The sequence below is a fragment of the Dietzia sp. KRD202 genome (assembly GCF_017168155.1).
Classification (GTDB): domain Bacteria; phylum Actinomycetota; class Actinomycetes; order Mycobacteriales; family Mycobacteriaceae; genus Dietzia; species Dietzia kunjamensis.
Genome location: NZ_JABFAN010000011.1, coordinates 136579 through 150842 on the forward strand (window position 1 = coordinate 136579; position 14264 = coordinate 150842).

At 72.3% G+C, this 14264-nt stretch carries 13 protein-coding genes; 7 read left to right on the top strand and 6 right to left on the bottom strand.

Annotated features, from left to right (window positions below; all coding sequences use genetic code 11):
• Nucleotides 1-148: 148 nt before the first annotated feature.
• Nucleotides 149-700: a hypothetical protein gene (locus J1M64_RS07360; RefSeq protein ID WP_067711610.1), complete on the bottom strand. Its 552-nt coding sequence runs from the start codon at nt 698-700 to the stop codon at nt 149-151.
• 95 nt (nt 701-795) lie between these two features.
• Nucleotides 796-3408: an ATP-dependent helicase HrpB gene (gene hrpB / locus J1M64_RS07365; RefSeq protein WP_206473787.1), complete on the bottom strand. Its 2613-nt coding sequence runs from the start codon at nt 3406-3408 to the stop codon at nt 796-798.
• Nucleotides 3409-3625: 217 nt separating this feature from the next.
• Between hrpB and J1M64_RS07370 the strand changes: the two genes are divergently transcribed.
• Complete coding sequence (locus tag J1M64_RS07370; RefSeq protein WP_067711615.1) at nt 3626-6280, top strand: ATP-dependent Clp protease ATP-binding subunit; 2655 nt, start codon at nt 3626-3628, stop codon at nt 6278-6280.
• A gap of 149 nt (nt 6281-6429) precedes the next feature.
• On the opposite strand, the gene J1M64_RS07375 is transcribed toward J1M64_RS07370, so the two are convergent.
• Together J1M64_RS07375 and J1M64_RS07380 are read right to left on the bottom strand one after the other, a co-directional pair.
• Nucleotides 6430-6738 carry an antibiotic biosynthesis monooxygenase gene (locus tag J1M64_RS07375; RefSeq protein ID WP_067711618.1) on the bottom strand — a complete coding sequence of 103 codons (309 nt, stop codon included), beginning with the start codon at nt 6736-6738 and terminating at the stop codon, nt 6430-6432.
• A gap of 23 nt (nt 6739-6761) precedes the next feature.
• The gene (locus J1M64_RS07380; protein ID WP_067711621.1) at nt 6762-7631 is read right to left on the bottom strand and encodes an A/G-specific adenine glycosylase; all 870 of its coding nucleotides are present in this window, start codon (nt 7629-7631) and stop codon (nt 6762-6764) included.
• A 38-nt stretch (nt 7632-7669) separates the two neighbouring features.
• Between J1M64_RS07380 and J1M64_RS07385 the strand changes: the two genes are divergently transcribed.
• Together J1M64_RS07385 and J1M64_RS07390 are read left to right on the top strand one after the other, a co-directional pair.
• Nucleotides 7670-8323 carry a carbonic anhydrase gene (locus J1M64_RS07385; protein ID WP_120284656.1) on the top strand — a complete coding sequence of 218 codons (654 nt, stop codon included), beginning with the start codon at nt 7670-7672 and terminating at the stop codon, nt 8321-8323.
• Nucleotides 8324-8414: 91 nt separating this feature from the next.
• Nucleotides 8415-9074 carry a hypothetical protein gene (locus tag J1M64_RS07390; RefSeq protein ID WP_206473788.1) on the top strand — a complete coding sequence of 220 codons (660 nt, stop codon included), beginning with the start codon at nt 8415-8417 and terminating at the stop codon, nt 9072-9074.
• Nucleotides 9075-9135: 61 nt separating this feature from the next.
• On the opposite strand, the gene disA is transcribed toward J1M64_RS07390, so the two are convergent.
• On the bottom strand, nt 9136-10194 hold the full coding sequence (disA, locus tag J1M64_RS07395; protein ID WP_206473789.1) for a DNA integrity scanning diadenylate cyclase DisA: 1059 nt from the start codon (nt 10192-10194) through the stop codon (nt 9136-9138).
• 52 nt (nt 10195-10246) lie between these two features.
• Nucleotides 10247-10819, bottom strand: a complete 573-nt coding sequence (locus tag J1M64_RS07400) for a hypothetical protein (RefSeq protein ID WP_206473790.1) — start codon at nt 10817-10819, stop codon at nt 10247-10249.
• Nucleotides 10820-11016: 197 nt separating this feature from the next.
• Between J1M64_RS07400 and J1M64_RS07405 the strand changes: the two genes are divergently transcribed.
• From J1M64_RS07405 to cysS, 4 genes are read left to right on the top strand one after another with little or no spacing between them, the layout of a single operon-like run.
• Nucleotides 11017-11511, top strand: coding sequence for a CarD family transcriptional regulator (locus J1M64_RS07405; protein ID WP_067711635.1), 495 nt, complete (start codon nt 11017-11019; stop codon nt 11509-11511).
• A 13-nt stretch (nt 11512-11524) separates the two neighbouring features.
• Nucleotides 11525-12319: a 2-C-methyl-D-erythritol 4-phosphate cytidylyltransferase gene (gene ispD / locus J1M64_RS07410; protein ID WP_307872392.1), complete on the top strand. Its 795-nt coding sequence runs from the start codon at nt 11525-11527 to the stop codon at nt 12317-12319.
• Complete coding sequence (gene ispF, locus J1M64_RS07415) at nt 12316-12798, top strand: 2-C-methyl-D-erythritol 2,4-cyclodiphosphate synthase (protein ID WP_067711638.1); 483 nt, start codon at nt 12316-12318, stop codon at nt 12796-12798. The genes ispD and ispF overlap by 4 nt, the downstream gene beginning before the upstream one ends.
• A 28-nt stretch (nt 12799-12826) precedes the next feature.
• A complete protein-coding gene (gene cysS, locus J1M64_RS07420) occupies nt 12827-14263 on the top strand; it encodes a cysteine--tRNA ligase (protein WP_206473791.1) in 1437 nt (478 codons plus the stop codon).
• Nucleotide 14264: the final 1 nt, after the last annotated feature.

The following is a 14264-nucleotide window of genomic DNA, read 5'->3' on the forward strand; positions in this document are numbered from 1 at the left end:
GGATCCGGTGGGGTGGGGGAGGTGTGTACGCGGCCATGAGGATCGCCTTTCGGCGACGCAGGGCCGCCAGTGTGGTCCTGACCTGATGATATGCCCGAACCGTCAGTGCATCCACCCGATGCGGCGGGCCCGCGTCGGCCGGCGTCGCTCAGTCCCGGAGGTGTCGCCCCGCCTCGACGTCCGGGAAGAGGTAGTCGGCGGCGCGGGCCGCCCATACGGACCCGGCAGCCACGAGGACGAACCCCAGCGCGGCCACGTAGGGGCCGAACGTCACGGATGCGTCGGACGGCAGCCCCGCCAGGATCGGGTCCGCGCTGCCGGTGGAGGTACCGAGCGTCCACACGAATGCGAGGTGGGCGGCCAGCACGGCCAGCGCCACGATCGCGCTCGCGTAGGCGAAGGCGCCGAGTCGGGTCACCGTGGTCACCACCACCAGGAAGGACATCAGGACCAGCCCGAGGAAGAGGACCGGGGCGACGCCACGGACGTCGATGATCTCGGTGATGCCGATGGCCGTGATCTGTCCGCCCCCGTCGGCGGAGAGCCAGGGGAGGTAGAGGCTGAGCAGCGCCGCTCCGAGGCCCGCCACCGCGATGAGGGCGCCGATCCGGTTCCGCACGTGCGGGATGAGCCCGTCGTGGGAGGGGGACGTCTCGGAGCGGTCCTCGCGGTGGGGCGCGCGAGGCGTGTACGCGGTCATGTCGATCACCCTTCCGGCACGGACGTGCACTTGTGGTGTACGTCACATCCTAGTCCCGGATCGCCCGGGGATCCACCGCCGGTCACCGCCGTCGGTCACCGCCGCCGGTTCGTCCGGCGGGTCGGCTCGGCGGACATGGGATCCTCCGGCCACGGGTGCCTGGGGTACCGCCCCCGCATCTCCGCGCGCACCCCGGGATAGGCCTCGCGCCAGAAGAACGCCAGGTCCCGTGTCACCGCGAGCGGCCGGCCGGCGGGCGAGAGCAGGTGGACGGTCACGGGCACCCGGCCGTCGCAGACGCGGGGGGAGGTGGTCCAGCCGAAGCACTCCTGCAACTTCACCGCCAGCACCGGAGGGCCATCGGACCCGACCTCGGGGTAGTCGACGCGGTACGACGACGAGGAGGGCACCTGCAGGCGGTCGGGCACCAACTCGTCGAACCGACCGGCCTCGGGCCAGGGCAGCAGTCGGCGCAGCGCCGGTCCGAGGTCCCGTCCCGCCAGCCGGGAACCGTGGGCGAGGGCGTCGATCTCCGGACCGAGCCAGTCGTCCAGCCGCTCCGCCAGCCCGTCGGCGGACACGTCCGGCCACGGCGGGCCCAGCTCCCGGTGCGCGAGCCCGAGACGGCGCCACAGCCGGACCGCGTCGTCGTCGGGCCCCAGCGCGGCGAGTCCGCCGGCTCGGACCGCCGCCGCCACCGCCCGCCCGGCGGCCGCGGGGGAGGGCCGGACCGGTGTGGAGGAGAGCTCGATCGCGCCGAGCCGCCGGATGCGTCGCCCTGCCACCGAACCACTGTCGAAGACGGCCGTCTCGTCGTCGTCGAGGAGGTGTGACGCCGCACGTTCCGCGGTCGGCCGGTCCACGGCGGCGCCCGCGCGGATCACCGCGCCGGCCTCTCCCGCCGCACGCCCGGAGGCGCGACCGACCTCGGCGACCGCGAGCCATTCGTGGCCCGCCAGCGCGGAACCCGGCGGCACCACTGCACCGGTCCCGGAGGCGAACGTGTACTGGTCGCCGCGTCGGCGCGCGATGCGGTCCGGGTGGGCGAGCGCCACGACCGTCCCGACGGCGTCCGCCAGCGGGATCCCTCCTCCCGACTGGCCGCGCCCGCCATTCCCGCCCCGGCCGTCGGCCCGACCGTCGGCCCGGCCGGCACCGCGGTCGCCCCGCACGATCCGCTCGAGGCGGCGGACCTCCTGCTCCCACGACGAGGCGTCCGGCGCGCGTCCCGACCGCAGCGCCCGCAGGTCCGCCACCAGGTCACCGCCGGGCGAGCGCCGACCCGAGGCCAACATCGCGACCACCTCGGCGGCCGTCGTCGCCCCGACGAGCCCCGCGCCGTCGAGCAGCGCCCGGGCGTGACGCGGATCGGCCGGCACCCGTGCCAGGTCGCGGCCGCGGTCGGTCACGCGGCCGTCGTCGTCGACCCCGCCCAGGCCGTGCAGCACCCCCTCGGCGCGGGCGATCTCCCCGGACGGCGGCGGATCGGGCAGCGCCAGCCCCTCGCCGCGGGGCGCACCCCAACAGGCCACATCGAGCGCGAACGTCGTCAGGTCGGACGTCGCGATCGCCGGGGTGCGGTGGTCGGGCAGGTGTGAGTACTCCTGCTCCGTCAGGCAGCGCACCGCCACACCGGGGCCGAGACGGGCGGCCCGTCCCGAGCGCTGGACGCACGAGTCCCGCGACGCCGAGACCGTCACCAGCCCGGTCATGTCCCGCGCGGTGTCCCGGCGCGGTTCACGGCTGAGGCACGCGTCCACCACCAGCCGTACCCCGGGCACCGTCAGCGAGGACTCCGCCAGGTCCGTCGACACCACGATCCGCGGCAGCGCCGTGTCGCCCGCCCCGGTCCGTCTCCCGGAACCCGAGACCGCCCGGTCCTGGGCCGCGGCGTCCAGCCCGCCGTGCAGGGGCAGGACCTCGACCGCGTCACCGGACCTCGCCGACAGCGCGCGCACGACCCGCTCGATCTCGCGCACACCCGGCAGGAACACCAGCGCGTCGACGCCACTCGCGGCGACCTCGCGCGCGGTCACCGCGGCCACGTGGTCGAGGAAGGCGTCGGTGACCCCGCGGGCGTCCAGGCGGGCGGTCGGCGGCGGGGCGTACCGGATCTCCAGGGGGTGCGGTTCCGCGGGGACGTCGACGACCGGCGCCGCGGTGTCCCCGGCCGCGGTCCCGCCGCCGAGCAGCCGGGCGAAGCGCCCTGCCTCCACCGTCGCGGACATCGCCACCACCGGCAGATCGTCGCGCAGCTGCCGCACCTCACACAGCAGTGCGAAGGCCAGGTCGGACTCGACGTCGCGTTCGTGGACCTCGTCGAGCACCACGGCCCCGACACCGGGCAGGTCGGGATCGGCGAGCAGTCGGCGCACCAGCACCCCCGGCGTCACGAACTCGACGAGGGTGTCCCTGCCGACACGCGAGTCCCCACGGACCGTGTAGCCCGCCACGTCACCGGTCCCGGTCCCCGTGAGCGCGGCCAGCCGCCGGGCGGCCGAGCGGGCGGCGACCCGTCGGGGCTGGGTGACGACGACCCGCCCCGACACCGCGTCGGCGACCGCGGGCGGGACGAGCGTCGTCTTGCCGGTGCCGGGCGGTGCCTGGACCACCGCGGTGCCCGACGTGGCGAGGGCGTCCCGCAGGGCGGGCAGGGCCCGGGCGAACGGCAGCCCGCGGCCGATGCGGTCGAGATCGAACGCGCTCACGGCGCCCGGCCGCCGATCGCGTAGCTCATGGCGACGACCCTAGTGGCCGGGGATCCGGCCCGTTGCGGGGCGTTCGCTGACGGCGTACACGATCATGCAATCGATCCCCGACCTGCCGCGTTGAACACTGGTGACGGGCCTCGTGCTGCTCCTGCGGTGCAGAGCGTCAGAACCGGCCACTACAGTGGTGAAAAACCGAGGAATGTGAGGTAGCACGATGTTCGAACGGTTTACCGACCGCGCGCGTCGCGTCGTCGTCCTGGCCCAGGAAGAGGCCAGGATGCTCAACCACAATTACATCGGCACCGAGCACATCCTGCTGGGTCTTATCCATGAGGGCGAGGGAGTGGCCGCCAAGGCCCTCGAGTCCCTCGGGATCTCGCTGGAAGCGGTGCGGAGTCAGGTCGAGGAGATCATCGGCCAGGGCCAGCAGGCGCCCAGCGGGCACATCCCGTTCACGCCGCGGGCCAAGAAGGTCCTCGAGCTGAGCCTGCGCGAGGCGCTGCAGCTCGGCCACAACTACATCGGCACAGAGCACATCCTGCTCGGCCTCATCCGTGAGGGCGAGGGCGTCGCCGCCCAGGTGCTGGTCAAGCTCGGCGCGGACCTCACACGGGTGCGCCAGCAGGTCATCCAGCTGCTGTCCGGGTACCAGGGCAAGGAGGCCGAGGCCTCGGGCACGCCCGCCGGCTCCGGTGGCCGCGAGGCCGGGACCCCGTCGTCGTCGACGGTCCTGGACCAGTTCGGTCGCAACCTCACCCAGGCCGCCATGGAGGGCAAGCTCGACCCGGTCGTCGGTCGCGCCAAGGAGGTGGAGCGCATCATGCAGGTGCTCTCCCGGCGCACCAAGAACAACCCGGTGCTCATCGGTGAGCCCGGCGTGGGCAAGACCGCCGTCGTCGAGGGCCTGGCGCAGGCCATCGTCAACAACGAGGTCCCCGAGACCCTCAAGGACAAGCAGCTGTACTCGCTGGACCTCGGCTCGCTCGTGGCCGGGTCCCGGTACCGCGGTGACTTCGAGGAACGCCTGAAGAAGGTCCTCAAGGAGATCAACCAGCGCGGCGACATCATCCTGTTCATCGACGAGATCCACACCCTCGTCGGGGCCGGTGCCGCCGAGGGCGCGATCGACGCGGCGTCGATCCTCAAGCCCAAGCTGGCCCGCGGTGAGCTGCAGACCATCGGTGCCACCACGCTCGAGGAGTACCGCAAGCACATCGAGAAGGACGCGGCGCTCGAGCGTCGTTTCCAGCCGGTGCAGGTGCCCGAGCCGAGCGTCGAGCTGTCCATCGAGATCCTCAAGGGACTCCGGGACCGCTACGAGGCCCACCACCGGGTCACCATCACGGATTCGGCCCTGGCCGCGGCGGCCCAGCTGGCGGATCGCTACATCAACGACCGCTTCCTGCCGGACAAGGCCATCGACCTCATCGACGAGGCCGGTGCTCGCATGCGCATCAAGCGGATGACCGCGCCGCCGGACCTGCGCGAGTTCGACGAGAAGATCGCCGACGCGCGCCGTGAGAAGGAGTCCGCGATCGACGCGCAGGACTTCGAGAAGGCCGCCGGACTGCGGGACACGGAGAAGAAGCTCATCGCCGAGCGTGCCGAGCGCGAGAAGCAGTGGCGCGCGGGCGACATGGACGTGGCCGCCGTGGTCGACGAGGAGCAGATCGCCGAGATCCTGGGCAACTGGACCGGTATCCCCGTCTTCAAGCTCACCGAGGAGGAGACCACCCGTCTGCTCCGCATGGAGGACGAGCTGCACAAGCGGATCATCGGCCAGGAGGACGCCATCAAGGCGGTCTCGCGGGCGATCCGCCGCACGCGTGCGGGGCTCAAGGACCCCAAGCGCCCCTCGGGCTCGTTCATCTTCGCCGGCCCGTCCGGTGTCGGTAAGACGGAGCTGTCCAAGGCCCTGGCGAACTTCCTGTTCGGCGAGGACGACGCGCTCATCCAGATCGACATGGGTGAGTACCACGACCGCTTCACCGCCTCGCGGCTCTTCGGCGCGCCCCCCGGGTACGTCGGTTACGAGGAGGGTGGCCAGCTCACGGAGAAGGTGCGGCGCAAGCCGTTCTCGGTGGTCCTGTTCGACGAGATCGAGAAGGCACACTCCGAGATCTACAACACCCTTCTCCAGGTGCTGGAGGACGGCCGTCTCACCGACGGTCAGGGACGCATGGTGGACTTCAAGAACACCGTGCTGATCTTCACCTCGAACCTCGGGACCAGGGACATCTCCAAGGCCGTCGGGATGGGCTTCCAGTCCTCCGACAACACCGAGGACGCCTACGAGCGGATGAAGCAGAAGGTCAACGACGAGCTGAAGAAGCACTTCCGCCCGGAGTTCCTCAACCGTATCGACGAGATCGTCGTGTTCCACCAGCTCACGCAGGAGCAGATCGTCCAGATGGTCGACCTCATGGTCAGCCGTGTCGGCGTGGCGCTCAAGGCCAAGGACATGACCATCGAGGTCACCGATCGGGCCAAGCAGCTGCTGGCCAAGCGGGGCTTCGACCCGGTCCTGGGTGCGCGGCCGCTGCGTCGCACCATCCAGCGCGAGATCGAGGACACGCTCTCGGAGAAGATCCTCTTCGGCGAGGTCGCGGCCGGCGAGCTGGTCACGGTCGACGTCGAGGGCTGGGACGGTGAGTCCGACAAGACCGAGGACGCGAAGTTCACCTTCTCGGGCGCCCCGCGTCCCGACGCCCCCACGGACCGCGAGGGCGAGGAGATCACGGCCAGTGTCGCGCCCACCGGCGAGGCCGGCCCGGGTGACTCGCTGCCGCCGACGTCCGGTGGCTTCGGTGGCGGCTCCACCGGCGGGCCCTCGGGCTCGGGCGGCGGGGCGGCTCCCGCCACCACCTGACCGGACGCCGATCCGCCCCGAGCGGCTGACGCAGAGCCCGAGCGGGTGACGCAGAGAACGACCCCCGCCATGAGGCGGGGGTCGTTCTCGTTCTCCCCCGCTCGGGAACGGGGCGGCGGTGTCGGGCGGAGGGTGTCAGGTGGAGGGTGTCAGGCGGAGGGCTTGACGTCCATCACGACGTCGAACTCCAGCAGGTTCGCGCCCTCGGCGACGGGCTTGCCGTGCTCGCCGGCGTGGGCGGCCCGGGCGTCACCGTCACGCCACGCGGCGAAGGACTCCTCGTCCTCCCAGGTCGTCACCACGAAGTAGCGGGTCTCGCCGCCGGTGGGGCGCAGCAGCTGGAAACCGAGGAACCCGGGCGAGTTCTCGACGGTGTGCGCCCGCTCGGAGAAGCGGCGCTCGAGCTCGGCGCCGGCCTGCGGCGGGACGTTCAGGGCATTGATCTTCACGACGGCCATGGGCCGAGCCTACCGAGGCGGGCCTACGCGGGAAGTGAGTAGTGCTCGCCGACGCGGACGACGAGCCCGTCGCCGAGCAGCGAGTCCAGTGCCCGGTCGCGCTGGGGCGCGTCGGGCCACACCGCGTCCAGGGCACTGCGGGCGGCGGTACCGTCGCCGTCGCGCAGGACGTCCAGCAGAAGGCCCCGCACCTGCCGGTCGGTGCCGGCGAACGTCTGCACCTTGCGCCGCGGGCCGTCCCACTCGGGTCGGCCCGCTGCCAGCCACGCGCAGGTGGGGGCGAGGGGGCAGTCATCGCAGCGCGGGGTCCGGGCCGTGCACACGAGCGCACCGAGCTCCATGACGGCCACGGAGAACGCCACGGCTCGCTCGCGGTCGTCCGGCAGCAGCGCCTCGACGGCGGCCAGGTCGCGTCGCGTCGACGGGGGCCCGGCCTCCGCGGCGCCGTGCACGGCGCGCGCGACGACCCGCCGGACGTTGGTGTCGACCACGGGGACGCGCCGCCCGTACGCGAAGCAGGCGACCGCGCGCGCGGTGTAGTCGCCGACGCCCGGCAGCGCGAGCAGTTGGTCGACGTCGTGGGGGACCCGACCGTCGTGGAGGTCGACGACGGCGAGGGCGCACTCGCGGAGCCGTAGCGCGCGGCGGGGGTAGCCGAGCTTGCCCCACATGCGGATCACGTCGGCCGGGGCGGCGGCGGCGAGTTCCGCGGGGCCGGGCCAGCGGTCGAGCCAGGCCCGCCAGACGGGCTCGACCCGGGCGACGGGCGTCTGCTGGCTCATGACCTCGCAGAGCAGGATCTCCCATGCGCCGACCTGCCCACCGCGCCACGGCAGTGGGCGGCCGGCGCGGGCGAACCAGGAGAGGAGTGCGGAGGTGTCGAGAGAGGTCAACGCGAGTCTTCCTGGGTCGGCGGGGCACAATATGAGCCATGCCTCATACCAACCCGATCAGCGCATGGGCCTCGCTCCGTGACGGCAACCACCGCTTCGTCGATTGCGAGATGCGTCATCCCAGCCAGAATACCCAGCGTCGCGAGCAGCTCGTCGCCGCGCAGCACCCGAAGGCGGTCCTGTTCGGGTGTTCGGACTCCCGGGTGGCGGCCGAGATCATCTTCGATCAGGGGCTCGGTGACCTCTTCGTCATCCGCACGGCCGGCCACATCATCGACACCGCGGTGCTCGGGTCGATCGAGTACGCCGTCCACGTGCTGGACACGCCGCTGATCGTGGTGCTCGGCCATGACAGCTGCGGCGCCGTCAAGGCGACGGTGGACGCGCTGGCGACCGGGGAGATCCCGCCCGGTTTCCTCCGGGACGTGGTGGAGAAGGTGTCCCCGTCGATCCTCAACGGGCGTCGCGAGGGGCTCAGCAGCATCGACGATTTCGAGGCACGCCACGTGCTCGAGACCGGCGAGCTGTTGCAGCAGCGCTCCAAGATCATCAGCGAGCGGATCGACAGCGGTGAGCTCGCGATCGTCGGGGTGACCTACAAGCTCTCCGACGGCCGCGCCTACCTGCGCAGCGTCCTCGGCGATGTGGAGGACGTCGCGCGCGGTCCCGGCGAGGAGATGGTCGCGATCTGACGCCCTCCGGCGGCCCGGCGGCCGGCCGGTCTGAGGGACACGCCGCGCCGACGGGCAGGTGGGGCACCCGCGCGGCTCTAGAGTTGGACCCGTGCAGGAACCCCAGGGCCCCCTACCGCGCGAAGTCTATGTGCGTCGCCGCGTCGCCGCGGTCGTCGTCGCCGTCATCGCCGTGGTCGTGGTGGTGCTCGCGCTGTTCCTCGCCTCCCGTGACAGCGGGACCGACACCCAGGAGACCGCCGCGGGCGGGGAGAACGGCACGACCGGGGCCGTCGAGACCTCGGAGACGTCCACCTCCGCGACCACCGAGCGGGACGACGACGGCGGCGCCTCGCGGGGCCGGTGCGCGGACGAGGACCTCCGGCTGGACGTGTGGCCGGCCGAACCCAATGTGCCCGTGGGATCCGACGTGCGCTTCTTCGTCAACATCGTCAACGTCTCGGACACCACGTGTGACCGGGACCTGTCGGAGGCGCCGCTGTCGTTCGAGGTCTACCGACTCGACGACAACTCCAAGGTGTGGTCGAGCATCGACTGCACGACGCCGCGCGAGGAGGACGAGGTCGAGCTGCGCCCCGAGGAGCCGGAGCCGCGTCAGATCGACTGGACCGGCCGGCGGTCCGCCGAGGGCGCGTGTTCCGAGTCGGACCGGACGCCGGTCGAGGTCGGCGCCTACCAGGTGTACGCACTGGTCGGGAACGTCTTCAGCCCGGCCTCCACCTTCAACGTGGTCGAGGCCCCCGAGTCCTGACCGGGCCCTGACCGGGTCCTGACCGGGCCCGCGCCGCAGCGATGGGGCGCCGCGGTGGTCGTCAGCTGGTGCCCAGGCCGGTGAGGCGCTGCCGGACATGGCGGGCCCACAGCGCGCCGACGCCCTCGACGTCGGCGAAGTCCGACTGCTCGGCCGCCAGCAGTGCGGGCACCGATCCGAAACGTTCGACCAGTGCCGTGATCTGCACCGGCCGCAGGCGAGGGATATGCGCGAGCATGCGGTGTCCGCGGGCGGTGACGTGCTCGTCCAGGTCCTCGGGCTCGGCCGGTAGCCCCAGGCACCGCGCGACGGGCGCGGACAGGAGCAGGTCGGCGTCGGTCAACGCGGCCAACCGCTCGAGCCCGGCCGTGACCTGCTCCGGTGTCGGTATCGGTCGTGCGTCGCCGTCGACGGCCTCCACGCGGAGGTGATCCGCGACCAGGCCCCACAGTTCGTCGGGGGTGTCGGAGAGGAGCTCCTCGAGCTGCAGGGTGGTCTGGCGCCCGTACTCGCCCATCTCCACCGTGAGCTCGGCGAGTTCGGCGCCCAGCCGTTCGAGCCTGAGCAGGCGCTGGGCCATGGTCACGACGTCGCGGACCGAGGCGTAGTCGCCCATCTCCGCCCGGTCGAGTCGGGCGCGGGCACGGGCGGTGCGGGCGCCGTGCCGCTCCATCGTGGCGACCGTCTGGTCGGCCCGGGCCAGCAGGACCACCGGGTCGGCCAGCACCCGGGCCAGTCCGCCGGCGTAGACGGTCACCGTGGTCATCGAGGCCGACACGGCCACCGTGGGGACGCCGGTGTGCAGCGCCGTGCGCTTGGCGGCGCGATGACGGGTGCCCGTCTCGACGGCCGGCAGCGACGGGTCGGGGACCAGGTGGACGTTGGCGCGGGTGATCCGGGAGCCATCGGTGGACAGCACGACGGCGCCGTCCATCTTGCTCAGTTCCCGCAGTCGGGCGGGCGCGAACTCGACGTCGAGGTCGACACCGCCGTCGCAGATGTCCCGGACGGCGGGATCGTCACCGAGGACCACGAGACCCCCGGTGCCGCTACGGCGGATCCGGTCGAGTGCGTCACGCAGCGGCGTGCCCGGGGCGAGCCGCCGCAGGACGGCACGCATCTCGGGATCGACCGGTGAACCGTCGGCCGAGCGGGCGGAGAGGGCGGACGTGTCAGTGCTCCTCGGACTCGCCGGCGTACTCCGTCGGACGGGTGTACTCGCCGGCCTCGAGGAGCTCTCCCACGACGGCGGCCTCGGTCTCGATCCGGTCGCCGTTGGAGAAGGCGACAGTCGCGGGCACGGAGACCCCGACGTCCAGGTCGTCTGTCGAGGGGAGGGTCGCGGTGGCCTGCTCGACGCAGACGCCCTCCGGTGCGGGGGCGGGCTCTGCTCCCTCGGTCGCGTCGACGACGATCGTGCAGCCGCGCTGCAGCGGCGGGGTCTCGCCGAGCTGGACCGGCTTGCCGTCGATCTCGACCCGGTCGAGGGAGACCGCCTCGCCGAGGCCGTAGCCGGTGAACGAGGCGACGAATCCGACGCGGGCCTCGCCACCGTTCTCGGGAACGACCACCTGCAGGTCGTTGACGTGCAGGTCGCCCGCGGAACCCCGTCCACCGTCGACCGCGGCGACCTGGTTGGCGGTCTGGGAGACCTGGCCGGCGCTGCAGGCCGACGCCCCGAGGGCGGTGCCCACGGCCAGGACTACGAGCGCGGTGCGGCGCAGGCCGGTGTTCGGTGAAGTCACGTCAGGCTCCTCGGGGATGGTCGTCTCTCAGGCCGGTCTCATCGTAGTCCACGGCCCGTCCAGACCGGCGTCAGAGTGGCCCCCTCACACCCGTGGGATTCCCTCGTCAGCCTGTACACGTTGCTGACCTGCGCAAACGGAAAACGCCTGCACTGAGGGCGTGCTAAGATAGGGCGGTCGAAAGGGGAAAGCCACTCATGGAGTTCAAGGTCGGCGACACCGTCGTCTACCCGCATCACGGCGCCGCCACCATCCAGGCGATCGAGATGCGGACGGTCAAGGGCACCGAGAAGGAATACCTCGTCCTCAAGGTTTCACAGGGCGACCTCACGGTGAAGGTACCGGCCGAGAACGCCGAGTACGTGGGCGTGCGCGACGTGGTGGACCAGGCGGGCCTGGACAAGGTCTTTGAGGTCCTGCGCACCGAGCACGCGGAGGAGCCCACCAACTGGTCGCGTCGCTACAAGGCCAACGGCGAGAAGCTCGCCTCCGGTGACGTCAACAAGGTCGCCGAGGTCGTGCGCGACCTCTGGCGCCGCGATCTCGATCGTGGCCTGTCCGCGGGCGAGAAGCGCATGCTCGCCAAGGCGCGCCAGGTGCTCGTCGGCGAGCTCGCGCTCGCCGAGCGCTCCGACGAGGAACGCGCTGACGCCCTCCTCGGTGAGGTCCTCGGCTCCGCCGCACCGGCGTGACGCGACCGTCGGAGTGATCGGACACGGTCCGGACGGCCACCCCGCCCACACGGGCAGGGTGGCCGCCGTCGTTCCCGCGGCCGGTTCCGGGCTCCGGCTCGGCGCGGGACTGCCCAAGGCCTTCGTCGAACTCCGTGGCCGGACGATGCTGGAGCGGGCCGTCGCCGGCCTGCTGGCCTCGGGGGCCGTCGACGATGTGGTGGTGGTGGTCCCGTCGGACCGCGTCCGGGAAGCCGAGTCGATGCTCGCCCGGCTCCGGAACGATGACCACCTCGTCGTCGTCGCCACCGGCGGCGCGGAGCGCACCGACTCCGTGCGCAACGGGCTCGCGGCGCTGACCGCCACCCACGGGGATGCCGGCGCGGCGGTGTACGACGTCCTGCTGGTGCACGACGCGGCGCGGTGCCTCACGCCCGCCGGGCCGGTGCGACGCGTCGTCCGGGCCGTCCGGGCGGGGGAGGCGGCGGTGGTACCCGTCCTGCCGGTGGTGGACACCGTCAAGCAGGTCGACGACGACGGGTACGTGGTCGGCACCCCCGACCGTTCCGGGCTGCGCGCCGTCCAGACACCCCAGGGCTTCGCTCCCGACGTCCTGCTCGCCGCCTACGACGCGGCCGGGGACATCGCCACCGACGACGCCGGCCTGGTCGAACGGATCGGGCAGCGGGTCGCGACCGTCGAGGGAGACGCGCTCGCGTTCAAGATCACCACCGCCACCGACCATGCCCGCGCGCTGACGGAACTCGCCGGATCCCGTCCCGGCTCGGCGCCCCCCGTCCCCGCGGGCCGAATCCAGGAGGACCCGTGACCGGACCCGTCATCCCCCGCGTGGGGATCGGCACCGACGCCCACCGCGTGGATCCCGGAAAGCGCTGCATGATGGCGTGTCTGCACTTCCCCGAGGACAACGGGTGCGAGGGGCACTCCGACGGGGACGTGGTCGCCCACTCCCTGGTCGACGCCCTGCTCTCGGCGGCGGGCCTCGGCGACCTCGGCGCGCTGGTGGGCACCGGACGACCCGAGTACGACGACGTCTCGGGCGAGCGCCTGCTGCGGGAAGCGGTGGCCGAGCTGGACGAGCACGGGTGGGTGATCGGCAACGCCGCCGTGCAGATGGTGGGCAACCGGCCCAAGATGGGGCCGCGCCGTGCCGAGGCCGAGCAGCGATTGTCCGAGATCATCGGCGCCCCGGTCTCCGTCTCCGCCACCACCACCGACGGCATGGGCTTCACCGGCCGCGGTGAGGGGGTCTCCGCCGTGGCCACGGCACTGGTGTACCGGGCCTGACGGCCCGACACCGGTAGACTCGGCACCCGTGACGCTCCATCTGTACGACACCGCCGCCCGCTCCCTGAGGGAGTTCACCCCCGTCCGGGAAGGGCACGCGTCCGTCTACCTCTGTGGAGCCACCCCCCAGTCGGTCCCGCACATCGGCCACGTCCGCTCCGGCGTCGCGTTCGACATCCTGCGCCGCTGGCTGCTCGCCAACGGCTACGACGTGGCGTTCGTGCGCAACGTCACCGACATCGACGACAAGATCCTCACCAAGGCCGCCGAGAACGGGCGCCCGTGGTGGGAATGGGCGGCCACCCACGAGCGCGAGTTCACCCGCGCCTACGACGCGCTCGGCGTGCTGCCGCCGTCCACCGAGCCACGCGCGACCGGGCACGTGACCCAGATGATCGACTACATGGAGAGGCTCATCGAGCGGGGTTTCGCGTACCCGGCCGAGGGCAGCGTCTACTTCGACGTCGCCGCCTGGTCGGCCGCGCCCGAGGGCGACTACGGGCACCTGTCCGGTCATCGACTCGACGAGGTCGACCAGGGCGAGTCCGCCGACCTGCGCGGTAAGCGCGACACGCGGGACTTCGCCCTGTGGAAGGCCGCCAAGCCCGGCGAGCCCGCCTGGCCCACCCCGTGGGGCGACGGTCGGCCCGGGTGGCACCTCGAGTGCTCGGCCATGGCCGCCTGGTATCTCGGCCACACCTTCGACATCCACGGCGGCGGCCTCGACCTGCAGTTCCCGCACCACGAGAACGAGGCGGCCCAGTCCCATGCCGCCGGCGACGGGTTCGCCCGCTTCTGGCTGCACAACGGCTGGGTGACGATGGCCGGCGAGAAGATGAGCAAGTCACTGGGCAACGTGCTCAGCGTGCCCAACATCCTCACCGCCGTCCGCCCCGTGGAACTGCGCTACTACCTCGGAAGTGCGCATTACCGGTCGATGCTGGAATACTCTCCCGAGGCACTGCAGGAGGCGGCCGCGGCCTATCGCCGGATCGAGGCGCTCGTGCACCGGGTGAACGAGGCCATCGGGTCGGGAACGGCACCGGGGGGCGACGTCCCGGTCGGCGAGTGGACCGACGGGTTCGCCGCCGCGATGGACGACGATCTCGGGGTCCCCGCCGCGCTGGCGGAGATCCACGGCCGGGTCCGCGCCGGCAACACCGCGTTGTCGTCGGGGGATCTCGACGCGGCGCTCGCGGCGGCGTCGTCCGTCCGGGCGATGGCCGCGGTGCTGGGCGTCGACCCGCTGGACCCGCAGTGGACCTCCGCCGGGGGTGGGGAGGACGCGGCGTTGACAGCACTCGATCTCCTCGTGCGCGCAGAACTCGAGGCCCGCGCCGACGCGCGGGCGAACAAGGACTTCGCCACCGCCGACGCCATCCGTGACCGACTGGTCGCGGCGGGTATCGAGGTGGCCGACACCGCGGACGGCCAGAAGTGGTCGCTCGCCAACCGGAAGGACTGAC